The sequence below is a fragment of the Bacillus cereus group sp. MYBK30-2 genome, assembly GCF_051915945.1.
Lineage (GTDB): Bacteria > Bacillota > Bacilli > Bacillales > Bacillaceae_G > Bacillus_A > Bacillus_A paramycoides.
This window is the reverse complement of record NZ_JBQAFR010000009.1, coordinates 22,726-44,038: the sequence shown is the minus strand read 5'-3', so window position 1 is coordinate 44,038 and position 21,313 is coordinate 22,726. Positions and strand designations below refer to the sequence as shown.

The window sequence follows — 21,313 nt, the reverse complement described above, 5'->3', positions numbered from 1 at the left end:
TCCCCTTATTTACCGATAATTTAATTCATCTACACAAGACTTTTTCCACATCATTTCTGTAGATTAAAGACACTCCATTCTATGTCATCCCTACTTTATCACGCACCGAACATATTACCAACCTATATGTACAAAAAAGAAAAAGAAAATTTACAAAAGTAAGATTCACGTTATTTTTCAACATAAAAAAAGAGGATATCCTCTAAAAGACCGTTATTATCAATCTTTCGGGATATCCTCTTATCTAATTATTTTATACGTGCTTTTTCATATCATCAGCAACAGACTCAACGTTTGTACCTACGATAACTTGTACACTTGTGTTACTTAATTTCATAACACCTTTTGCACCTGCGCGTTTTAATGCTGGTTCATTTACTAAATCTGCATCTTTCACTTGTAGGCGTAGACGCGTTGCACAGTTATCAATAACTGTTAAATTGTCTTTTCCACCTAAAGCAGCTACATAAGTTTCACCAATTGAACCAGCAACTGGTGCATCACCATCTTCAACTAACTCATCGTCATCTTCACGACCAGGAGTTTTTAAGTCGAACTTCTTAATTAAGAAGTAGAATACTACGAAGTAAATTGCTGCGTAAATTAAACCGATTCCCGCTAGTAACACTGGTTTTGTTGCAATACCAAAGTTTAAGAAGTAATCAATTGCACCGGCACTAAATGTGAAACCATCGTGAATGCCAAGTGTTGTTGTAATGAATAAAGAAAGACCTGTTAATACTGCATGAATACCATATAATACTGGTGATAAGAACATGAATGAGAATTCGATTGGTTCTGTAATACCAGTTAAGAATGAAGTTAATGCTAGACCACCTAACATACCTGTAACCATTTTACGTTTTTCTGGTTTAGCAGCTGCAATCATTGCGAAACATGCTGCTGGTAAACCGAACATCATAACTGGGAAGAAACCAGTCATAAACATACCTGCTGTTTTATCCCCTGCAAGGAAACGAGCTATATCACCATTTACAACATTACCTGCTGCATTTGTAAAGTCACCAAACACGAACCAGAAGTATGTGTTCATTACGTGGTGTAAACCAATTGGAATTAATAGACGGTTTAATAGACCGAATAGACCTGAACCAATTGCACCTAAATTAACAATTCCATGAGCTAATGCATCGATTCCATTTTGAATTGCTGGCCAAATTTGTGCGAATAGAATTCCTAATATTAGCATCACAACCGATGTAACAATCGGAACGAAACGTTTTCCAGCAAAGAAACCTAACCATTCTGGAAGTTTAATTTTATGGAATTTATTATAAAGGAATCCTGCTATAACACCGACAATAATACCACCTAAAACTTTCATATCCACTTTAGTCGATAATTCGGCTGCCTTAGATACTTGTGTCATTGTATCTGCAAGCTTAGATGGATCTACATTTGCGCTATTACCTATTAAATCTTGAACTTTACCTAATTTATCTTGTAATTCTGCAGTAGAATATCCCTTACTAAGTGCATCAATACTGTTTTTCATAACCAAATAACCAATTGCACCTGCAAGACCTGCGGCACCACTACCATCAACTGAAAGACCGATTGCAATACCAATTGCAAAAATAAGTGCTAAATTATCAAAAACAGCTGCACCGGCCTGTGCCATAACAGGAATATCAAATACATCTGGTTGCCCTAAACGAAGCAATAATCCTGCTGCTGGTAGCACGGCGATTGGAAGCATTAACGCTTTACCAATACGTTGTAAAAACTGCAACATTTTAATTCCCCCTATCAAATTTATGAAATCGTTATCATTATAATCACGCTTTAGAAAACGCTTTCTATTACATATCCATAATAACATATAGTTGTATAGATGTGTAGTTTTTATTTTCGAACTTTTTATGGATAAGTTTTCTATTTCCAAACTGTTATATAAAAGGGAAATTCTCCTTACTAACTACAAAATATACAGGCAAAAAAACTTATTATAGCACAGATAACTTTCGTTTTATCATTCCACTTTTTCATGTTATTATTTATTTCCGAGCGTATCGGGAATAGTAAACTTAGTCAATTCGAAATAGGAGCGTTGGTACTATGCAGTGCATTGAAACAAACAACTTACAACAGTTGTTAGAACAAGTAAAACCATATACAAAAAAAGGAAAACTTGCTACTTATATCCCCGAACTAGGAAATGCAAATCCAGATGATTTAGGTATTGCCATTTTCCATAAAGAGACAGAATATATTCATGCTGGTAACTCACAAACATTATTTACTCTTCAAAGTATTTCCAAAGTAATTACACTTGCCCTTGCCCTTTTAGATTGTGGTGAAGAATATGTATTTTCTAAAGTCGGAATGGAACCAACTGGTGATCCATTTAATTCTATTATTAAACTAGAAACAACAAGCCCTTCCAAACCTCTTAATCCAATGATTAATGCAGGTGCATTAGCTATTACAAGTATGCTTGCTGGTAATAATAACGAAGAAAAGATGGAACGCATTCTTCGATTTGTACGTGATATAACAGATAATCCTACTATTAATTATTCTTCTAAAGTTGCCACTTCTGAATTAGAGACAGCTTACTTAAACCGTTCACTTTGTTACTATATGAAACAAAACGGTATTATTGATAGCGATATTGAAGAACTTATGGATTTATATACACGTCAATGTGCAATTGAGGTTAACTGTATCGATTTAGCACGTATTGGTTTAATTTTTGCAATGGACGGATATGATCCATATAAGAAGAAACAAATTATCCCAAAACATATTACAAAGATTTGTAAAACATTTATGGTTACTTGCGGAATGTATAACGAATCTGGTGAATTTGCAATACGTGTTGGAATCCCTGCGAAAAGTGGTGTAGCCGGTGGTATTTTCGGTTGCGTAAAAGGTGAAATGGGAATCGGGATCTTCGGACCAGCTTTAGATGCAAACGGAAATAGTATCGCTGGTTTTAAAATTCTTGAACTCCTTTCTGCTCAAGAAAGTTGGAGCATATTTTAATTCGGAAGTTATCCTGCTATACTAGCAGGATTTTTTATTTCATGAAAATTTCAGTTCCACTAGGCATTAATATGCTGCCCAAAAACATTAAGGAAAGTTTCTCTTTATTATGCATATTTGCTCCCCCCTCCTGAATAATATAGTACAACCTAGCGCTATATGTGGAGGTGTAAAAGATGAAACTTATATTTCAAATGGCGAAACAACCTGTTCTTGAAAAAACAATTCTTCTTTTTATATTGAGTATTGTAGAAAGTTTGAAGCTAAAAGTTGTTTCACTCGATGAAGCACACCGATACATATTCAATTTAGAAGTGCTTGAACTATTAATGGATCGGAACATCGATGATCAAGTATTAGAACTTATTCATTTCGGAATGGGACTTGAAGATATTCACCATGTGCTTCCTGAAGAACTTGAGCATAGTATTGAAGAGCTAAAATGGCTTTGTATTCAAGTTTTAAGTGAATACAGCATGCACGAAGAATCTGAACAACTAATTGAAGATATACGCTAAAAAGCACCTATGTAGGTGCTTTTAATGTTTTTTCAAACTATTTTTATACGTTTCAATATTAACAGGTAGCTCTTCTTCTTCTAAAGTATGTTCATTTACATCTTTATGAATGAAAGCACCTTTAGGAGGCTTATGATCACCTTTTTTCTTATGATCAAATGATTTTCCACGTCCCATATAGATTCCCCTTTCATTAAAGCGTTCAATAATTAGTATGCAAAAACTACTGTCGATATATGCAGCCCTTTGATGTATTTCCAAGGAAATACTCGAATATTGCTTTTTACTTTTCTTATAATAGTTGATCTATTCCAATAAGAATTAATAACACCCCTGCAATAACTGTTGCCCATTTCCCTAAATATTCCGCTAAAAATCTTTTCCCAACATACGCAAACCCACTAATGCAAATGAAACTAAATATCCCAGAAATAATTGCTGTAAGCCAAAGATTTAAATTTGTTACCCCTGCATCAAATCCACCTGCAATATTATTAATTGACAATGCAACTCCTAATACAAGTGCCTCTGAAAAACTAATTGTTTTAGAACCATCAAAATCCGCTTTTTCTGGATTACGTAAAATCCCCATAAGTACACCATCATCTTTATTTTCTACTGTTTCTTTTTTACTGAAAAATGGCTGACATAAAATAAACACACCAATTATTCCTAGCACAGCTGCCCCGATAAGATTTGCCGTAAAATCTGAAATAAATAATGAAATCCAATTCCCAAAAAATCCAGCTAATAAAGTAAATAAAAGTCCAAAAAATGCAATGACAAAGTTATTAAACCATGAAATCCGGATTTTACGAATACCGTAAGCAATCCCTACACCCGCATTATCTAAATTAGAAGCAATTCCGATTAATAAAATTGACAATAAACCTGCTGTACTCATTGCACAGTCACCTCTTTTCTCACTTTTCCATGCATATTATGAAAATGTTGAGCAACTGTGCCTGTCCGTTTCATATACTTGTAATAAACACTCAACATTTTTTCAATAATAAAATTCGAAAAAGGAGTGCCTATACTATGTCTAATGAAAATCCAAATGATCGACTTGGTACATTAATAAAAAAATTATTAAAAGAACGCGCCTTATCTATGAGACAATTAGGAACACTTACAAATATTGATCCTGCGACAATTTCAAGAATTATTAATGGAAAACAACAACCGAAACAGAAACACCTGCAGAAATTTGCAGAATGCCTGCAAGTTCCGCCCCAATTGTTATTTGATGAAATGTATCCTGATTCTCCGCACATAAACAAAGAAAAAACAGATATGTACACATCTCTTGATACAATTCAACAAACATTACAGTCCTCTAACTTATTTGACTTCGATTACACAACGACTCGCGTAAAGCAAGAGCTTGAAAATTACGAACGCTACGCAAAAACAACCGAAGGTGAAAAACGTATTCATGAAAGTTTCGCAAGTAAACTAGAGCAAATTGATAGCGCTGGTCCTTTCATTGAACAATTAACAGATATGTATCAACAGTTTTGCAAGGAAAACATCTCAGAAGAAGAACGGGCAATTCTTGGCGGCGCCTTACTATATTTCATTTTATCAACAGACATTATCCCCGATTATCTTTTTCCAATTGGCTACTTAGATGATGCGATTGCTGTTGAATTAGCTAAAGAAAAATTGACTAAAGTCCAACGAAAAACATAGGAAAGCATAAAGAACTATTTCAGATGTTGTGTACATTTACCTCTGGAATAGTTCAATCAAAAAATGTATTATTCTCTTATTTTTTTCGTATGACACCATTCATATATGAAAGCAATAATTACTTTTGTAAACTCAACCAACTGCTCAACTTCAACTTTCTCATTTATAGAATGAGCTTCTTCTAATGTACCTGGTCCATAAATAACAGCTGGAATGTTAAACTCACTAAACCATCCCCCATCAGTTACTGTAGCAGACATATCTAAAGTTGCGACTTTATTCAATATAGCTTCATGCGCAGAACTTAGCTTCTGAATGGCTGGATGATTACTATCTACTTCTAAAGAAGGAAAAATCTCACCTCGATCAACAATCATTGATTCTCCGCCCCACTTAAATTGTGGTGGGTTCTCACTTAACCATGGATCCGCCGCTGCCACTTTTCCTATATACTCTTCTATTTCTTCAATTATTTGTTCATGCGTTTCATTTGGATAAAAATGAACTGTAATCCATAATCGACACTCATCCGCAATAAATGCTGCATGACGCCCACCTTCAATAACCGCTGGGTTAATTGTCGTCGTTCCTGATGGATACCCTTCATATGTTTTCATTACCGCCCAATGACGTTCTAGCTCCTGTAAACCTTGCACAATTTTCATCATTTTTTCAATCGTACTCGCTCCAAATAGACGTCCTCCAGCATGGATCATTTGTCTACGTGTTGCATCATGAAACGTTTGCGGACTTTTCACAGTAATCCATCCAGTAATTACGCCGCCCTGTCCTTGCATATGTAAATCGCTCGTATCCACTACGACTGCAAAATCAGCATCGTAACCTCTTTTGCAACATTGAAGTGTCCCTGCTTCTCCAACCTCTTCTCCAATTACTGATTGAAAGATCAAATCTCCTGGTAGTTTAATGCCAGCTTCTTGTAAAAGCTGAATAGCAAATAAAGCTCCAGCTAGTCCACCTTTCATATCTGCCGCACCTCGTCCAACTAACCAACCGTCTTTAATAAATGGATCAAAAGGATTTGTTTCCCACATCTCATCTGTCGATATTTCAGCTACATCCATATGCCCATTAATAATTAAACTTTTGTACGACTCACTTTCTACTCCTTTTTTGACTCCAACAACATTCGGATCATTCGGATATACATCCCATTTATCAATACTAAAATTTCGTTTTCTTAGAAACTCCGCAACAAATTCTTGCGCCTCATTTGTATTTCTCGCTGGTGGTGCTGGTGTCTCAAAACGTATTAATGCTTTTGTAAGTTCTATTAACTCTTCTTTTCTTAAATCTATCTGTTTTAGCAGCTGTGAAACTTCTTGATTCATCGCTAATTCCCCTTTGCATACATAGTATGTTTCCAGCTTTATTTTCACAAAAAAAGAGACTGTTTACAATTTTACAGTCTCTACATAATTCACCACTACAAACTTTCTAATTCTGTTGTATTCGTCTTTTCAATACGTTCTATTTTAACTTTCTTACTTCTTGTAGCACGGTAAAACAGTAAACAAACTATCATAAATGGAATGCCACAATATAATGCCATTCTTTGTTCTGGGATAAAAGCCATAGCAACTATTACTGTTAAATTTAATGTTAATGCAAGAAGTGGTACAAATGGATACAATGGTGTTTTAAATTTCAAGTCCTTAACATCTCCACCTTGCTTAATGTATGACCTTCTAGCTAATAAGTTAGATAGAGCAATAGATGCCCAAACTAATATCGCTCCGAACCCAGCAATAGAAAGAAGCCATAAATAAACTGTATCTTCCGCATAAATACCTGATAGTAATGAGAGACAACTTACAATTGTACTTACAATCAATGCATAAATAGGAACACCATTTTTAGATAACTTACTAAAAATCGGGCTAATCATTCCTTGATTAGACATAGACCATAGCATACGAGAAGTTGCATATAGCCCTGAATTCGCAACTGATAGTACCGCTGTAATAATAACAAAATTTATAATATCTGCCGCATAAGGAATACCAATTTTATCAAATACAACTACGAATGGACTTTCTATCACTCCCGCTTGCTGCCACGGAAATAATCCCGCAAGGATAAAAATAGATAGTACAAAGAAAACAAGTATGCGCCAAACTGTATTATTAATTGCCTTCGGGATAGTTTTCTCTGGATTTTCACTCTCTCCCGCTGCAATACCAACTAGCTCTGTTCCTTGGAAGGAGAAGTTAACCGCAATCATCGTAACTAAAATAGCTGTTAATCCATTTGGAAACAATCCACCATAATCAGTAAAACTAGAAAGCATCGGTGCTGGTTCATTTCCTTTCATATCTAAAAAACCAAACATCGCTGCCCCGCCCAAAATAATAAATGCTATAATTGTAATTACTTTAATGCTTGCAAACCAAAATTCCACTTCCGCAAAACTTCTTGAAGATAGCGCATTAATAGCAAAGAGCAGCACTGCAAACACTACGCACCAAATCCACGAAGGTACATCTGGAAACCAACGTTTCATTAAAATACTAACTGCAATTAATTCAATGGCTATCGTAGCAGACCAGTTTAACCAAGACATCCATCCCACTACAAAACCCGCTGCGGGAGAAATGTGTTTTGTAGCATACGTTTGATAAGATCCTGCATCGGGCATCGCAACTGCTAACTCCCCAAGACAAAGCATCGTTAAATACATAACAAATCCACCAACAAGATACGCTACAATTGCTCCTCCAGGCCCAGCTTCATGAATTGTATAACCGGATCCTAAAAATAGTCCGGTACCTATAACTCCTCCGAGTGCAATCATAAATATGTGCCGACTTTTTAATTCTTTTTTTAATCCTTGGTTTTGATCCATCATATAAATCCCCCCTTTTCACTTTGCAAACCCATTTAATGTAAGCGCTTTTAAAATCCTTCATAGGAAAAAAAATATTTAAAAGAGCAAAAACACATATCACTTATATTAATCACTACCTGTTATTAAAAGGTCATCCCTGACTGTTATTAATAATTTTTGATCAGCGATAGCTTGTCCTTCTACTACTTCTAATGATTCGATATAACCACTGATTCCTACCTTAATTTCTACTTTCTGTTTATCTATTGTTTCAATTAACGCTAATTTCTCCCACTCGTATACGTAAGAACTTTCAGTAACAAATAACTTCTCTACTTTCCCGTAACAAGGACTATACACGCCTTCTATAACCGTCTTCACTTTATAAACTCCTCCTTCTTATTAATTGGCACTGGAACGTTGCATATCCTATAAAGATTCATATTCCCTCCTCTAGAGATTTCGACTATTATTTATGCAAAATACGTACCAATCTCCAATTCGTATATAAAATGAGAGTTTGGCTCAAAAAAATCTGCCTAACCGCAAAATTTTTCTATCGTTTGAAAAGTTTTAAGAGAAAAATGGCAAAAAATTTTGCGATTTTATAAGAATTTTAATAAAATTATAAAAAGTCAGTCTTCATAGGGTGAAACGAGGAGAAGATGATACATGCATACAGAAGAAATTAATGTTAAACAAATTATTGAAATGAATATGCTATATGAAACTTTACTCAATGAACTCGATATCGGGATTCATATTATTAATGAGGAAAGTAAAACGATTATCTATAACCGCAAAATGATGGAAATTGAATCAATGGATTGCTCAGATGTGCTATATAAAAACCCTTTAGACGTATTTGCATTTGAAAAAAATAAAAATAGTACTCTTATAGAGGCATTAAAACTTGGAAAAACAAACAAAAATATAAAACAAACTTATTTTAACAATAAAGGGCAAGAAATTACGACGATTAACGATACTTTCCCTATAATAGAAAACGGAAAAATTAAAGGCGCTATTGAAATTTCAAAAGAGATTAGTCACTTAAAACAAACAATGAAAACGAACCTTTCTCGAAAACAAAATACTAAGTTTACCTTTAATCACATAATCGGTAATTCTAGAGCTATTCAATCGGTCATTGCAGAAGCAAAGAGAGTAATTCGTACTCCCTCATCCATACTTCTCGTAGGAGAAACAGGGACTGGCAAAGAGCTATTTGCACAAAGCATCCATAATGAAAGCCAACGTTCAACCAAACCGTTTATTTCACAAAACTGTGCTGCTATACCAGAAACCTTAATGGAAAGCCTATTATTCGGTACAAACCGGGGTGCATTTACAGGGGCAATAGATAAACCTGGGTTATTTGAAGAAGCAAATGGAGGAACTTTGTTATTAGATGAAATCAACTCATTAAGCCCAGCACTTCAAGCTAAATTACTACGAGCTATACAAGAGAAAACAATACGAAGAATCGGAGGCACACAAGAAAAAGAAATCGACGTTCGTATTATAGCAACTATTAATGAAGACCCTCTTGAAGCTATTACACACAATCGATTAAGGGAAGATTTATATTACCGATTAAGCGTCGTTACTTTATGCCTTCCACCTTTACGGGAACGAAAAGAAGATATTTCAGCTCTTGTTCAGCACTTTATCGAAAAGTATAACATTCAATTTGGGCTCGGCGTAACGGATGTAGATGTAACTGTAAAAGAATTTTTTTATGCATATGATTGGCCTGGAAACGTACGGGAATTGGAACATATAATTGAAGGTTCAATGAACTTAATAGAAGATGAACATATCATTACAGCTTTTCATATACCAACTCGCTTTCGCGAACTAATAAAAAAAGAATTCAATATGCAAGCTTCCCTAACTAGTCACAATACTGATGCACCTAAAACTTTAAAGCACACAATAGAAGAAATGGAAAAGAACTACATCAATCAAATTCTTAAAGAGAATAATGGTAATATCTCACAAGCCGCAAAATTTTTAGGATTGAGTAGACAAAATTTACAATATCGAATTAAAAAACTGCATTTACACATATGAAATGAACCTTTCTCCAAGTGCAAGTTAACATTTGGTAAAATATGTTATAATAAACATATAACATGCTAGAAAGAGGCGATATATATGAGTAATGATAAAAAGTTAAAGTTATTACAATACTTATACCTTCTCCCTGCCGTTCTATGTATGATGTTATTCATTAATACTGATATGAGCAGCTTTCCTTATGCAAAGCTATTAGGAACAATTAGCGGCTCGTTCGCAGCTATTATGCTTGCTGCTTTTTGGAATTTGAAGTTGCGTATGAAGAGAGAGAAATCTTCTTAATTCCAAAGTACAAAAAAAATCGAGCCTTATCAGCTCGATTTTTTACTTATTATTAAAATTCAACATTCTCCAAATACAAACCACTCGCCTCAGCAAGACAATTAATTTGATTACGCTGTTTCGCCTCTAGAATGTATGGAATTGCTTCTGCATCTAATTGTCCTAATCCAACTTCAATTAATGCTCCAACAATTTTTCGCACCATGTTATGAAGGAATCCGTTACCACTTATTCTAATTTGTACAAATCCTGCCTCTTCGGAAACCTCAAGCGTATATACTTCTCGAACCATAGACTTTTTCTTTGATTTCGCATTTGAAAAAGCAGTAAAGTCATGTGAACCAACTAAATGTTTGGCAGCTTCTTTCATGCTTTTCACATTTAATTTTTTATTAACGTGCATGCTGTATTTACGCATAAATGGGTTCGTATGCTCTTCATTCCAAATTTTATAAAGATATGTTTTTGCTTTAGAATTGTAACGAGCATGGAAACGATCTGACACTTCTTCTACATTCGTAATACTAATATCGTTTGGTAAATATTGATTTAAATACTTTTTCACTTTATGTTCCACTAACTTCTCATCACTCTTAAAGTTAGCTACTTGATTCAAAGCATGTACACCAGCATCCGTTCTACTACAGCCGACAATCTCAATTTCTTTCCCGACCATTTCAGATATTACACTTTCGATTTTCCCTTGAATCGTATTATCATTATTACCAAGACGTTGCCACCCTTTATACCGCGCACCGTCATACTGAATCGTTAATTTATAATTGTTCATCGTATTCTCCTTGCCTTTAATAGGCCCAAAAATATAATCCCTCATATAGCTTTGCCATATGAGGGAACTATAACATATTGTTACTTCATCAACATTTTTAATTCTTCTATTTCAACGTTAATCTAACCACATTCTCCACATGAGCTGTATGCGGGAACATATCAACAGGTTGTACATATTCCACTTCATAGCTCTTCATTAATGCATTCACATCACGTGCTAACGATGACGGGTTACAAGATACGTAAACAACTTGTTTCGGTCTTACTTTTAAAATCGTTTCAAGTAATTTATCATCGCAACCTGTACGCGGTGGATCAACAACAATTACATCTGGGCGCCAGCCTTCTTTCACCCATTTCGGTAACCATTGTTCCGCTTTACCAGCTTCATACTTTGTATTTGTGAATCCGTGGCGTTTTGCATTTTTCTTTGCATCTTCAATTGCTTCTGGAATTACATCCATACCACGTACTTCCGCTGCATCATTCGCAAGCCAAAGGCCGATTGTACCAACACCACAATATGCATCCACAATCTTCTCGCTTCCAGTTAAAGCGGCTGCTTTTTTCGCTTCATCGTATAAAACAACTGTTTGTTCTGGATTTAGTTGGAAGAAAGCACGAGCTGATAGTTCAAATGATAAATCGCCAAGTGTTTCTTGAATTACTTCTTTTCCTGCTAATTTAAATGTTTTATCACCGAAAATAACAGATGTTTTACGCCAGTTTACGTTTTGCATAATTGATTTAACAGTTGGCATCTGTTTTTGTACTTCTGCGATAAATTGCTCTTTATTCGGTAATTCTTCTTTTGTTGTAACAAGTGTGACTTGTACTTCCCCTGTTTGAACTGCAGTACGTGTCACAATTGTACGTACTAAACCTTTTTGCTTCTTCTCATTGTAAATAGAGACATTTAATTTTTCTAATATACGTCTTACAACTTTTGTCGCTTCATTCGTTGCTTTATGTTGAATCATACAATGAGAAATATCAATTAACTGATGTGAGTTTTGTTTATATAATCCTGTAATAACCTTTTCATCTTTACGTCCCACTTGTAATTGACTCTTATTACGATAATGCCATGGATTTTCCATACCAAGTGTCGGACGGATTTTCTCTTCCATACTATTCTTCATGTACTTCTCGAATGCTTGTACAACGATATCACGCTTTTGATTTAATTGTTCTTTATAATCTAAATGTTGTAGCTGACAGCCACCACACTCCTCATATACTGAACATGGTGCTTTCACACGATGTGGTGATGATTTACGAACTTTTTTCACTTTCGCTTCAGCGAAGCCACGCTGAATTTTCGTTGCTTCAGCAACAACTTCTTCTCCTGGTAATGCCCCTGGAATGAAAACAACTTGTCTCTTAAAATAACCAACGCCTTCTCCGTTAATCCCAAGACGTTTAATTGTCACAGGAAACGTTTGACCAACTTCCAACTTACTCTCTTGTTGCTTTTGTATCATTATTACACCTCTACTCTATACTTTTCCATAAATATAACGCTGCATAACTGCAATATGGTTCACACTCTTGTTTCATTTTTTCTAAAAATGCATCATCAGGCTTATTCTCTAATTGGAATACACCTTGAAGTGCACGCTGAATCCCTATGTCTGCTTTCGGAAACATATTTTTCCGTCCAAGCCCAAACATTAAAAAGTTTTGTACTGTCCATGCTCCAATACCCCTTATTGGTAACAATTGTGCCGATACTTCTTCTTCTGTTTCGTTTTCTATCCTTGCTAAATCTAATTTACCGTCGACAATACGCTTTGCTAATCCTACCATATATTCAGCTTTTCGCTGACTAAACTTCTGCTCTCTCAATTCCTCTATTGGAATATTCGCTACTCTTTCTGGTGTTGGGAAAAATAAAACGCCGTTTTTTTCTGTCCCATATCGTTTTACAAATTGCTCTGTTAGCACAGTAGCAAATTTCAAATTTATTTGTTGATGAATAATACAACGAAGAAGACAAGCGAAATAATCAAACTCTAAAATAATTGGAGTATAAGCATATGTTTCAAATAGTGGACGTAATGATGTGTTTAAAAAATGATTTTGTATATTTTGAAACGGGTCATTCCAGTGAAAAATGGACCTCATTCGTTTCATTACTTTCTCTTGATCTCCTGTCTGACTAGAGATCCAAAACTGTGGATTTTGAACAGTACCAATCCCTTGCAACCGAACAACAATCTGTTCTTCGTCTATAGAAAGCGGGATATAAATTACTTTCTCGTCTAACTGAATGACGTTTAACGGGTCGAAAGATAAGCGCTTTAGCACTTCTTCAAAGTGGTACGGATATTCTAACGTAACATGTTCGCTCCACATACGTTTCCCCATCCTTTTTACACATCATTATAGCATGAGAAAACCGCAAGCATACATGCTTACGGTTGATTGCTTTTTACTAAATCATCTAGGCTTTTAAAATGATACCCTTTCTCGCGCAAATCATCAATGATTTTCGCTAGTGCCTCTGCATTATCTTTCGATATCGCATGAAGTAACAAAACAGACCCTGGATGAATCATAGTCATTACATTATTATGAGCATATTGCCATCCTCTTTGCTGATCTACTTTCCAATCAAGAAATGCAAGCGACCAAAACACGTTATAATATCCCATTTCTTTCGTAAGAGCTAGCGTTCTTTCACTAAACACGCCTCGCGGAGGACGTACATATTTCACTTCTTTTTGTCCTGTTACTTTTTTTATTTCTTCCGTTACACTAGTCAATTCTTCACGAAGTTTTGCATCATTTACAGCTGTAAAATCAGGATGACTCCAAGAATGATTACCAATAATATGTCCTTCATTTTTCATTCTTAATAGTAAATCTTTTTGTGTTTTTATATAATGTCCCGTCACAAAGAAAGTTGCTGGTACTTTTTTCTCCTTCAGTACATCTAAAATCTTTCCTGTATATCCGTTTTCATACCCATTATCAAACGTTAAATATATGTCTTTTTTCTTTGTATCCCCTAAGTAAAAACCGCCATTTTTTTGTAGTAATTCTGTATATAATTTCCCTGCATCTGGCACCGTTTCATTTTTAGGGCGTGGGATTCCCCAGTTATGTGGTGTATTCGTATAAGCAAATGCTGAAACTGGAACAAGTGCCATCATAATTGAAAAAATGAGACCTATATATAACCATTTATATTTCATAAATAGTCTCCTTTCCATATATAATCGTACCTGTAGTTTCTGTTATTGCTCTTTCTTTCATGCTGAACATGTTTTTCTATATATACCAAAAAATGCACCTCGAATAATTCGAGATGCATTTCTACTTACTTGAATACAGGCTCTTTAAAGCTCGCTAATTTTTCAAGTGATGTTTTATCAACATCAGCATGTAGACTGTTACCGTGAGAATCCATCGTTACAACTGCTTTAAAACCATCGATACGTAAATGCCACATTGCCTCTGGGATACCGAATTGTAAGAAATCAACATCTTTCACTTCTTTAATACATTCAGCATAATATTGTGCCGCACCACCAATTGCATTTAAGTACACACCACCGTGTTCTTCTAATGCCGCTAATGTTTTCGCACCCATACCGCCTTTACCAATTACAGCACGGATACCGAACTTTTTCATAATATCACCTTGATATGGCTCTTCACGAATACTTGTCGTTGGACCTGCCGCTTTAATTTTCCAATTGTCGTTTTCATCTTTCACTACAACTGGACCACAGTGGTAAATAATTTGTCCATTTAAATCTACTGGGCAATCATTATCCATTAAGTGTTTATGAATTGCGTCACGTCCTGTATACATCATACCGTTAATTGTAACAACATCCCCAACACGAAGTTCACGAATTTGCTCTTCTGTAATTGGAGCTTGTAATACGATTTCACGTTGCTCTGTTTGTTCTTGCGCAGCGTCTTGCTGAAGTGTATCTTCACCTTCTTGATATAACCAGTCCATAATTTCCCCTGTTTCAGGATGAATTGTTACGCCAAGACGACGATATGCCCAACAATTATACGCAACAGATACGTAGAAGCTAGCTGGCAAGCGATTATATACTCCGATTTTACAACCTAGTAAAGTTGTTTCTCCGCCAAATCCCATCGTACCAATACCAAGCTTATTCGCATTCTCCAATACGTACTCTTCAAGCTTTTGTAATTCTGGAACTGGATTTACATCATCTAATGTACGGAATAGTTGATTTTTTGCTAATTCGTAACCTGATGTGCGGTCTCCCCCGATACCGACGCCGATTACCCCTGCGCTACACCCTTGGCCTTGCGCTTGATATACCGCATGAAGAAGGCATTTACGAATTCCTTCTAAATCACGTCCAGCTCGTCCAAGTCCTTCTATTTCGCAAGGCAAGCTATATTGAATATTTTTATTCTCACAGCCGCCACCTTTTAAAATTAAACGCGCATCAATGTAATCTTTTTCCCATTGTTCAAACTTAATAACAGGTGTACCTGGTCCTAAATTGTTTCCACTATTGTCTCCAAAAAGAGAATCAACAGAGTTCGGACGAAGTTTACCATCTTTTGTTGCCCGCTCAAGCGCACTATAGATAGCTTCCTTCAGCTTCAATTGATTCACACCAACCGGTGTATAAATTTTAAACGTTGGCATCCCTGTATCTTGGCAAATTGGCGAGATATTATCATCTGCCATTTTGATGTTATTTGTAATTGTGCCAAGTGCCATTGCAGAGCGAGTTCCTGCATTTTCTCGTTCTTTCGCCTGTTGAATTGCGCGACGAACATCTTTCGGTAAGTTCGTTGACGTTTCAACAATTAGTTGATACATGCTTTCTTGAAGCTTTTCCATTGTTACTTCCCCCTCAATTGTGAACGCTACCAAAACGTTATGAAATGAAAATTCCATTGTTATACTCTTCAGCTTTTTATTTATTTGACGCCATTAAAGGTTTAATGAAATTTTTCACAACTTGATTATACCTTTTTTTCTATATTCCTTCTATTTAATCAAACAAGTTCCTTACAAAAAAACGGCTGCCAACTCTACATTGGCAACCGTTTCAATATATTATTCGTCTTTTTTAAATTGCTCACATTTCAATTCTAGTTCATCTAACATTGCAAGAAGACGATCTACATCTTCTAATTCTACCTCTTCGGGTTCAATCGTATCAATTACTTCAATGAACATATTTAAACGTTCTTTCAAATATACTAATTGTGAATCTTTATCTTGAATTGCTTTTCCCATGAAGGCACTCTCCTTTTAATTCGAGTTGCTTTTATTATACCGCAAAAATGATTGCTATGGGCATGAAATTTCATCAATCTTGTCACAGTAATTTATTATAATGTAAGCCTTCTCTCTTTTTTTACAAAAAAGTTTCACTTTATAAAAAGCACATATTCTTCTATTATAGAGAATGGACAAATTGTTATTTCAATAGTCAAAGGAGTATTTCATATGACGATATCACAAATAATGAAGCCGATTACTCCTTCTTACGATCCATGGGAAGCGTATATGGACCTTGAAGAGTACGGCAAACTACTATTAACAAACGTTGAGTTTACAACGACGACGTTATGCAATATGCGTTGCGAGCATTGCGCTGTTGGTTACACATTACAGCCGAAAGATCCAAATCCGCTTCCGATGGAGCTTTTATTAAAACGATTAGATGAGATTCCTTATTTGCGTTCTTTAAGTATTACAGGCGGAGAACCTATGCTTTCAAAAAAATCCGTCGACAACTATGTAACACCACTCTTAAAATATGCCCATGAACGCGGCGTTCGCACTCAAATCAACTCAAACTTAACTATAGATTTAGCACGTTACGAACAAATTATTCCCTACTTAGATGTATTGCATATTTCACATAACTGGGGAACAATTGATGACTTCGTTGAAGGCGGATTTGCAATGATGGAGCGTAAACCTACTTATGAACAACGCGCAAAATTATTCGAAAGAATGATTACAAATAGTAAAGCTCTATCAGATGCAGGTGTACTCGTATCAGCCGAAACTATGCTGAACAAACGAACCCTACCACACATTGAACATATTCATCGTCAAATCGTTGAAGAAATGGGCTGTAAACGTCATGAAGTGCATCCAATGTATCCGAGTGACTTCGCTAGCACACTTGAAATTTTAACAAAAGACGAAATTCGAAATGCGATTGAACATTTACTGGAAATTCGTGATGAAAATGTCTGGATGTTATTCGGTACATTACCTTTCTATGCATGCAGTGATGATGAACGCGATTTAGTTACACTAAAGAAATTACATGAGAGTAAAAATGTAACTGTCCGTAACGATCCAGATGGCCGTTCCCGTTTAAACGCAAATATTTTCGACGGAAATATTATCGTGACCGATTTCGGTGACGTTCCTCTTCTAGGTAATATACAAACAAATACACTACAAGAAGCTTACGACAAATGGTGTGACTCAAAAACAGCAAAATCATTAAGTTGTCATTGTCCTGCTGTGAAATGTCTTGGACCAAATGTTCTTGTAAAAAATAGCTACTATCCGAAAGAAGATTTCTTATCAAAAACATCAAACATTATGTTATAAATAAAAAACGTCAGCCTATATGCTGACGTTTTTTATTTCATTGTGAATGCGATGAAGAAACAAACTTAAAAAATAAATGATCATGAATTGGAATCGCGGCTCCAATCCCTTGAGATGTAATATTTTTCACGACAAGCCTTTTTTGATTTCCTTTTAACACGAGGTATACTTCCCCAAATGTCACTTTTCCTTTTTCATTTACCGCCGGTGTATACGCATATAAATATCCAAGTTGACTTGGACTAATATTATACACGCGCTCATGCCCAGTACCATAACCAATAGTTGTTTTAAATGAAAGTGGCAATTGCACTTTTTCAAGCGCTTTTAAAAGCATCATTTTTTTCACATCTGAGGCATCTTTCATATCTGCGGTTAAATCGCCTTCGATTGTCTTTTGAGTTTCTTGCTTGTAGCGAAGTGGATATAATCGATCCCCTCCACGATTATCGTATATATTTCGATTTACTTGCTTGTATTCCCAATTAATTGATGTATCTATTGATTCATAATTTAATGCCCATTGACCTAAATAAATTTTCGCGCGGTACCCTACTGCAAGCGGTGCATTCGAAATCGTCGTTTCATTAAACATACGAATTAAATCTGGATTTTCAATTTTAATATTTGCTGTTTTCAATAATTCTTGAGCAAACTTACTCGGTTGTAAACGTGGTAAATCTTGTGCATCATTTGGAAATGTATTGTCTTTTGAAATATTTAAAACAGATGAAGGCATTTTTACTTCTACTGTCGTCTTTGCAAAACTACTGTTAGGAAATAATAAAATAAACGAGACCATAGTTGAAAGACATATGCTGTACACTCGTTTCACCTGTCTGGCTCCTTCCTACGTAAAGGTATATAAATTACTGTATTTATTGTTTTCCCTCAAACTCATTGTTATCCCTATTTTTCATAATAAATAAAAACCAATTCCCATAATGACGTATGCCGCTAGTAAAGTGCCTCCTTCAAACCAGTTTGTATCCCCATCATTTGAAATAGCAATAGTTAAGAAAACAGCTGTAATCATGGAAACAAGTTCTGGTATCGTAAATACTAACGGCATCTTTTGAGCAAAAAACATTGAAAGAAGTACTAATACAGGAGCAACAAACATCGCAATTTGTAATGTAGAACCTACTGCAATTTCAACTGCGATATTCACTTTATTTTTATACGCCATAATAATTGCAGATGCATGTTCTGCTGCATTACCAACAATCGCAACGATGATAACCCCTATAAATAGCTCTGACCAGCCAAATGACTTTGCGACCGTTTCAAAAGTATGTACGAGTGCCTCTGAAACATAAGCTACCGCAATTGTTGCTATCGCTAAAATGAGTAGCGCTTTACCTTTTGACCACTCAGGCTCTTCCTCGTGCGCCACTTCATCACTTTTATGTTGATATACACCGCGGTGCGTAACTAACTTAAATAGCAAGGCAGCAAGGTACATAATGATCATGATAATAGAAACACCAATACTTAATTGATACGTCTTTCCAGCATCCATATTCATTGAAAAAATCTCTGGAATAACAAAGGCTACGACAACAGCAAATATTAATAAAGCTGAATTATGCCTTGCATCGTAAACATTAAAGCTTTGTCTTTTATATTTAAGGCCTCCTATAAAGAAGGATAGCCCTCCTACTAACAGTAAGTTTCCAAGTACAGAACCAGTTAAAGATGCTAACACTACTTCAATTAACCCTGCCTGAAGTGCGAAAATTGAAATGATAAGTTCAACAGCATTACCAAAAGTTGCATTCAATAAGCCACCTATCCGGGGCCCAGAAACGATTGCTAAACTTTCTGTTGCTCTCCCCATAAAACCCGCTAATGCGATAATAGTAATGCAATATACAGCAAACATAATTGTTTGAGGCCAATGAAGTGTTTTTCCGAGTACAGAAAGTGGTACACCTATAAGCGCTACTATAAGAAATATTTTATTAAACATGCTTTCCACCCTTCCATCGTATGTATCTCTCCTCGATATTATTATTATTCTTCTCCTAACTTGTCCGATTTCATCACAATTACGTTTAAAAAATACGATTGATGAAAACAGTATGAAAGATATTTAAATTGTCTTGTTTAGACAGAAAGAATTAAAAATTTGAAAAGAGGTTAAAAGCATGCACTTAAAAGAAAAAATCGCAACTATTATTCAAGGTCAACGAACAGGTGTATTATCTACTGTACGTAACGATAAGCCACATGGCGCCTTTATGATGTTTTTCCACGAAGATTTTGTACTATATGTTGCAACAGATCGAAATTCAAAAAAGATAACAGATATCGAAAAGAATCCAAATGTACATGTACTACTTGGGCGAGAAGGAAAGAAATTAGATGAAGCTTACATTGAAGTTGAAGGTATAGCTTCCATCGAAGAAGATCAAACGCTAAAAAATAAATTTTGGACTAATAGCTTAAAACGCTGGTTACTTGGTGCGGAAGATCCTAATTATGTACTAATTAAAATCAATCCCGACACAATTTATTACATCGATAGTGCCGGTACGACCAATCCCGAGTTTTTACGACTTTAAAGTGAAACTTTAATCAGTGTTCTCCTACTAATTATTAGTCCACATCAATCGGGCTTTTACGAGCACTCCGACTCCCATAAATAGCGGAACAAAGTGAAAACAAGCCTTTTAAGTGGGCTTGTTTTGTCGAAAAGTTCTTTTGAAAAAAACAATAAAATAGGTGGAACTTTCTAAAGATTCTGTTATATAATAGCAGTAACTTAAATAAACTGTATTAAAACAGATGAGGGGAGAAATAAAATTGATGAAAAGAGAAGAGCGAAAAAACATGATTGAGTTTATTGAAAAGAAAAAAGGGATTGAACGTGACGAATTATTATTTATGACAGACGATGAAGTAGAACATATTTATAATGTAACGTACTTTTTATATGAAGAAATCGCAGAGTAGCATAATAAACCCCCACCTTATTAAAAATATAAGGTGGGGGTTTATTTCATTATTTATACATGAGAATGATTTTCATGTATAATAATGTAAGATTGGAGGAATTTCACTATGAGTTCATGGCTATTATTCGCACTATTATCAGCAATTGCTGCCGCCCTCGTATCTATTTTTGGAAAGATTGGCTTAGACGGAATCGATGCCAACGTTGCAACAACTATTCGCTCTATTATTATGGCATTATTTATGGTAGGAGTTATTATTATTCAAGGTAAATTTCAAAATATCGGTGATGTCCTCCTAAATAAAAAAGCACTGCTATTTATCACATTAAGTGGAATCGCTGGTGCTTCGTCATGGCTATTTTATTTTCTTGCACTAAAAACAGGAAAGGTCTCACAAGTAGCACCTATCGATAAATTAAGTGTAGTATTTTCCATTATTCTCGCGATGATTATATTGGGTGAAAAGTTAAACTTTATGACTGGTATTGGTGTAGTCTTTATTACAGCTGGTGTATTATTTATCGCTTTCAGCTAA

The 21,313-nt window shown here is 35.3% G+C and carries 23 protein-coding genes; 9 read left to right on the top strand and 14 right to left on the bottom strand.

The genetic code is table 11. The features are described from left to right. Nucleotides 1–253: 253 nt before the first annotated feature. On the bottom strand, nt 254–1,756 hold the full coding sequence (gene nagE / locus ACTFQM_RS25190; RefSeq protein ID WP_440036751.1) for an N-acetylglucosamine-specific PTS transporter subunit IIBC: 1,503 nt from the start codon (nt 1,754–1,756) through the stop codon (nt 254–256). A gap of 323 nt (nt 1,757–2,079) precedes the next feature. On the opposite strand from nagE, the gene glsA reads away from it, so the two are divergent. Further along, nucleotides 2,080–3,009 carry a glutaminase A gene (glsA, locus tag ACTFQM_RS25185; RefSeq protein WP_002174733.1) on the top strand — a complete coding sequence of 310 codons (930 nt, stop codon included), beginning with the start codon at nt 2,080–2,082 and terminating at the stop codon, nt 3,007–3,009. A 176-nt stretch (nt 3,010–3,185) separates the two neighbouring features. Further along, complete coding sequence (locus ACTFQM_RS25180) at nt 3,186–3,527, top strand: DUF3969 family protein (RefSeq protein ID WP_002174732.1); 342 nt, start codon at nt 3,186–3,188, stop codon at nt 3,525–3,527. A gap of 21 nt (nt 3,528–3,548) precedes the next feature. On the opposite strand, the gene ACTFQM_RS25175 is transcribed toward ACTFQM_RS25180, so the two are convergent. Together ACTFQM_RS25175 and ytaF are read right to left on the bottom strand one after the other, a co-directional pair. Beyond that, nucleotides 3,549–3,704, bottom strand: coding sequence for a hypothetical protein (locus ACTFQM_RS25175; RefSeq protein ID WP_000532412.1), 156 nt, complete (start codon nt 3,702–3,704; stop codon nt 3,549–3,551). A gap of 115 nt (nt 3,705–3,819) precedes the next feature. Further along, nucleotides 3,820–4,431 (bottom strand): sporulation membrane protein YtaF, encoded by a 612-nt coding sequence (gene ytaF, locus ACTFQM_RS25170; protein WP_002174731.1) that lies wholly within the window; start codon nt 4,429–4,431, stop codon nt 3,820–3,822. Between the two features lie 137 nt (nt 4,432–4,568). On the opposite strand from ytaF, the gene ACTFQM_RS25165 reads away from it, so the two are divergent. Continuing rightward, a complete protein-coding gene (locus ACTFQM_RS25165) occupies nt 4,569–5,222 on the top strand; it encodes a helix-turn-helix domain-containing protein (protein WP_048375657.1) in 654 nt (217 codons plus the stop codon). Between the two features lie 68 nt (nt 5,223–5,290). On the opposite strand, the gene ACTFQM_RS25160 is transcribed toward ACTFQM_RS25165, so the two are convergent. The 3 genes from ACTFQM_RS25160 to ACTFQM_RS25150 form a co-directional block, all read right to left on the bottom strand. Continuing rightward, a complete protein-coding gene (locus ACTFQM_RS25160) occupies nt 5,291–6,574 on the bottom strand; it encodes an acetylornithine deacetylase (protein WP_440036748.1) in 1,284 nt (427 codons plus the stop codon). 95 nt (nt 6,575–6,669) lie between these two features. Beyond that, complete coding sequence (locus tag ACTFQM_RS25155) at nt 6,670–8,091, bottom strand: amino acid permease (RefSeq protein WP_025148700.1); 1,422 nt, start codon at nt 8,089–8,091, stop codon at nt 6,670–6,672. Nucleotides 8,092–8,196: 105 nt separating this feature from the next. After that, nucleotides 8,197–8,451, bottom strand: coding sequence for a biotin/lipoyl-containing protein (locus tag ACTFQM_RS25150; protein ID WP_000859494.1), 255 nt, complete (start codon nt 8,449–8,451; stop codon nt 8,197–8,199). A 291-nt stretch (nt 8,452–8,742) separates the two neighbouring features. On the opposite strand from ACTFQM_RS25150, the gene ACTFQM_RS25145 reads away from it, so the two are divergent. Next, nucleotides 8,743–10,146, top strand: coding sequence for a sigma-54 interaction domain-containing protein (locus ACTFQM_RS25145; RefSeq protein WP_440036746.1), 1,404 nt, complete (start codon nt 8,743–8,745; stop codon nt 10,144–10,146). A gap of 84 nt (nt 10,147–10,230) precedes the next feature. Beyond that, on the top strand, nt 10,231–10,434 hold the full coding sequence (locus ACTFQM_RS25140; RefSeq protein ID WP_002174726.1) for a hypothetical protein: 204 nt from the start codon (nt 10,231–10,233) through the stop codon (nt 10,432–10,434). Nucleotides 10,435–10,486: 52 nt separating this feature from the next. Here ACTFQM_RS25140 and truA read toward each other — a convergent pair whose 3' ends face one another. From truA to ACTFQM_RS25110, 6 genes are all read right to left on the bottom strand, one after another. Beyond that, on the bottom strand, nt 10,487–11,224 hold the full coding sequence (gene truA, locus ACTFQM_RS25135; RefSeq protein WP_440036745.1) for a tRNA pseudouridine(38-40) synthase TruA: 738 nt from the start codon (nt 11,222–11,224) through the stop codon (nt 10,487–10,489). Nucleotides 11,225–11,330: 106 nt separating this feature from the next. Beyond that, nucleotides 11,331–12,710 (bottom strand): 23S rRNA (uracil(1939)-C(5))-methyltransferase RlmD, encoded by a 1,380-nt coding sequence (gene rlmD / locus ACTFQM_RS25130; protein WP_002174724.1) that lies wholly within the window; start codon nt 12,708–12,710, stop codon nt 11,331–11,333. A 10-nt stretch (nt 12,711–12,720) separates the two neighbouring features. Beyond that, the gene (locus ACTFQM_RS25125; RefSeq protein ID WP_440036744.1) at nt 12,721–13,584 is read right to left on the bottom strand and encodes a DNA-3-methyladenine glycosylase family protein; all 864 of its coding nucleotides are present in this window, start codon (nt 13,582–13,584) and stop codon (nt 12,721–12,723) included. A gap of 59 nt (nt 13,585–13,643) precedes the next feature. Beyond that, nucleotides 13,644–14,426 carry a delta-lactam-biosynthetic de-N-acetylase gene (pdaA, locus tag ACTFQM_RS25120; RefSeq protein WP_002174722.1) on the bottom strand — a complete coding sequence of 261 codons (783 nt, stop codon included), beginning with the start codon at nt 14,424–14,426 and terminating at the stop codon, nt 13,644–13,646. Nucleotides 14,427–14,551: 125 nt separating this feature from the next. Continuing rightward, entirely contained in the window at nt 14,552–16,075 is a 1,524-nt protein-coding gene (gene fumA, locus ACTFQM_RS25115) for a class I fumarate hydratase (protein WP_082148039.1), read from the bottom strand. Nucleotides 16,076–16,294: 219 nt separating this feature from the next. After that, on the bottom strand, nt 16,295–16,477 hold the full coding sequence (locus ACTFQM_RS25110; RefSeq protein WP_002174720.1) for an SE1561 family protein: 183 nt from the start codon (nt 16,475–16,477) through the stop codon (nt 16,295–16,297). Between the two features lie 213 nt (nt 16,478–16,690). Here ACTFQM_RS25110 and yfkAB point away from each other — a divergent pair, with 213 nt between their 5' ends. Beyond that, nucleotides 16,691–17,818 carry a radical SAM/CxCxxxxC motif protein YfkAB gene (gene yfkAB, locus ACTFQM_RS25105; protein ID WP_440036742.1) on the top strand — a complete coding sequence of 376 codons (1,128 nt, stop codon included), beginning with the start codon at nt 16,691–16,693 and terminating at the stop codon, nt 17,816–17,818. Nucleotides 17,819–17,855: 37 nt separating this feature from the next. Here the strand turns inward: yfkAB and ACTFQM_RS25100 are convergent, their stop codons facing one another. Beyond that, entirely contained in the window at nt 17,856–18,653 is a 798-nt protein-coding gene (locus tag ACTFQM_RS25100) for a YfkD famly protein (RefSeq protein ID WP_002174718.1), read from the bottom strand. An 81-nt stretch (nt 18,654–18,734) separates the two neighbouring features. Further along, the gene (cax, locus tag ACTFQM_RS25095; RefSeq protein ID WP_440036740.1) at nt 18,735–19,790 is read right to left on the bottom strand and encodes a calcium/proton exchanger; all 1,056 of its coding nucleotides are present in this window, start codon (nt 19,788–19,790) and stop codon (nt 18,735–18,737) included. 178 nt (nt 19,791–19,968) lie between these two features. Here cax and ACTFQM_RS25090 point away from each other — a divergent pair, with 178 nt between their 5' ends. From ACTFQM_RS25090 to ACTFQM_RS25080, 3 genes are all read left to right on the top strand, one after another. Further along, nucleotides 19,969–20,385 carry a pyridoxamine 5'-phosphate oxidase family protein gene (locus ACTFQM_RS25090; protein ID WP_002174716.1) on the top strand — a complete coding sequence of 139 codons (417 nt, stop codon included), beginning with the start codon at nt 19,969–19,971 and terminating at the stop codon, nt 20,383–20,385. Nucleotides 20,386–20,629: 244 nt separating this feature from the next. Continuing rightward, on the top strand, nt 20,630–20,776 hold the full coding sequence (locus ACTFQM_RS25085) for a BH0509 family protein (protein ID WP_000817786.1): 147 nt from the start codon (nt 20,630–20,632) through the stop codon (nt 20,774–20,776). A 108-nt stretch (nt 20,777–20,884) separates the two neighbouring features. Beyond that, nucleotides 20,885–21,313: an EamA family transporter gene (locus ACTFQM_RS25080; RefSeq protein WP_002115869.1), complete on the top strand. Its 429-nt coding sequence runs from the start codon at nt 20,885–20,887 to the stop codon at nt 21,311–21,313.

What these genes read in the sequence shown, in the direction of transcription:
- ACTFQM_RS25155 (WP_025148700.1), bottom strand. Translation starts at nt 8,091, where the DNA reads ATGATGGATCAAAACCAAGGATTAAAAAAAGAATTAAAAAGTCGGCAC.
- ACTFQM_RS25110 (WP_002174720.1), bottom strand. Translation starts at nt 16,477, where the DNA reads ATGGGAAAAGCAATTCAAGATAAAGATTCACAATTAGTATATTTGAAA.
- ACTFQM_RS25080 (WP_002115869.1), top strand. Translation starts at nt 20,885, where the DNA reads ATGAGTTCATGGCTATTATTCGCACTATTATCAGCAATTGCTGCCGCC.
- ACTFQM_RS25160 (WP_440036748.1), bottom strand. Translation starts at nt 6,574, where the DNA reads ATGAATCAAGAAGTTTCACAGCTGCTAAAACAGATAGATTTAAGAAAA.
- ACTFQM_RS25145 (WP_440036746.1), top strand. Translation starts at nt 8,743, where the DNA reads ATGCATACAGAAGAAATTAATGTTAAACAAATTATTGAAATGAATATG.
- ACTFQM_RS25125 (WP_440036744.1), bottom strand. Translation starts at nt 13,584, where the DNA reads ATGTGGAGCGAACATGTTACGTTAGAATATCCGTACCACTTTGAAGAA.
- ACTFQM_RS25085 (WP_000817786.1), top strand. Translation starts at nt 20,630, where the DNA reads ATGAAAAGAGAAGAGCGAAAAAACATGATTGAGTTTATTGAAAAGAAA.
- cax (WP_440036740.1), bottom strand. Translation starts at nt 19,790, where the DNA reads ATGTTTAATAAAATATTTCTTATAGTAGCGCTTATAGGTGTACCACTT.
- pdaA (WP_002174722.1), bottom strand. Translation starts at nt 14,426, where the DNA reads ATGAAATATAAATGGTTATATATAGGTCTCATTTTTTCAATTATGATG.
- nagE (WP_440036751.1), bottom strand. Translation starts at nt 1,756, where the DNA reads ATGTTGCAGTTTTTACAACGTATTGGTAAAGCGTTAATGCTTCCAATC.
- ACTFQM_RS25175 (WP_000532412.1), bottom strand. Translation starts at nt 3,704, where the DNA reads ATGGGACGTGGAAAATCATTTGATCATAAGAAAAAAGGTGATCATAAG.
- ACTFQM_RS25165 (WP_048375657.1), top strand. Translation starts at nt 4,569, where the DNA reads ATGTCTAATGAAAATCCAAATGATCGACTTGGTACATTAATAAAAAAA.
- rlmD (WP_002174724.1), bottom strand. Translation starts at nt 12,710, where the DNA reads ATGATACAAAAGCAACAAGAGAGTAAGTTGGAAGTTGGTCAAACGTTT.
- ACTFQM_RS25180 (WP_002174732.1), top strand. Translation starts at nt 3,186, where the DNA reads ATGAAACTTATATTTCAAATGGCGAAACAACCTGTTCTTGAAAAAACA.
- truA (WP_440036745.1), bottom strand. Translation starts at nt 11,224, where the DNA reads ATGAACAATTATAAATTAACGATTCAGTATGACGGTGCGCGGTATAAA.
- ACTFQM_RS25140 (WP_002174726.1), top strand. Translation starts at nt 10,231, where the DNA reads ATGAGTAATGATAAAAAGTTAAAGTTATTACAATACTTATACCTTCTC.
- ytaF (WP_002174731.1), bottom strand. Translation starts at nt 4,431, where the DNA reads ATGAGTACAGCAGGTTTATTGTCAATTTTATTAATCGGAATTGCTTCT.
- fumA (WP_082148039.1), bottom strand. Translation starts at nt 16,075, where the DNA reads ATGGAAAAGCTTCAAGAAAGCATGTATCAACTAATTGTTGAAACGTCA.
- ACTFQM_RS25090 (WP_002174716.1), top strand. Translation starts at nt 19,969, where the DNA reads ATGCACTTAAAAGAAAAAATCGCAACTATTATTCAAGGTCAACGAACA.
- yfkAB (WP_440036742.1), top strand. Translation starts at nt 16,691, where the DNA reads ATGACGATATCACAAATAATGAAGCCGATTACTCCTTCTTACGATCCA.
- glsA (WP_002174733.1), top strand. Translation starts at nt 2,080, where the DNA reads ATGCAGTGCATTGAAACAAACAACTTACAACAGTTGTTAGAACAAGTA.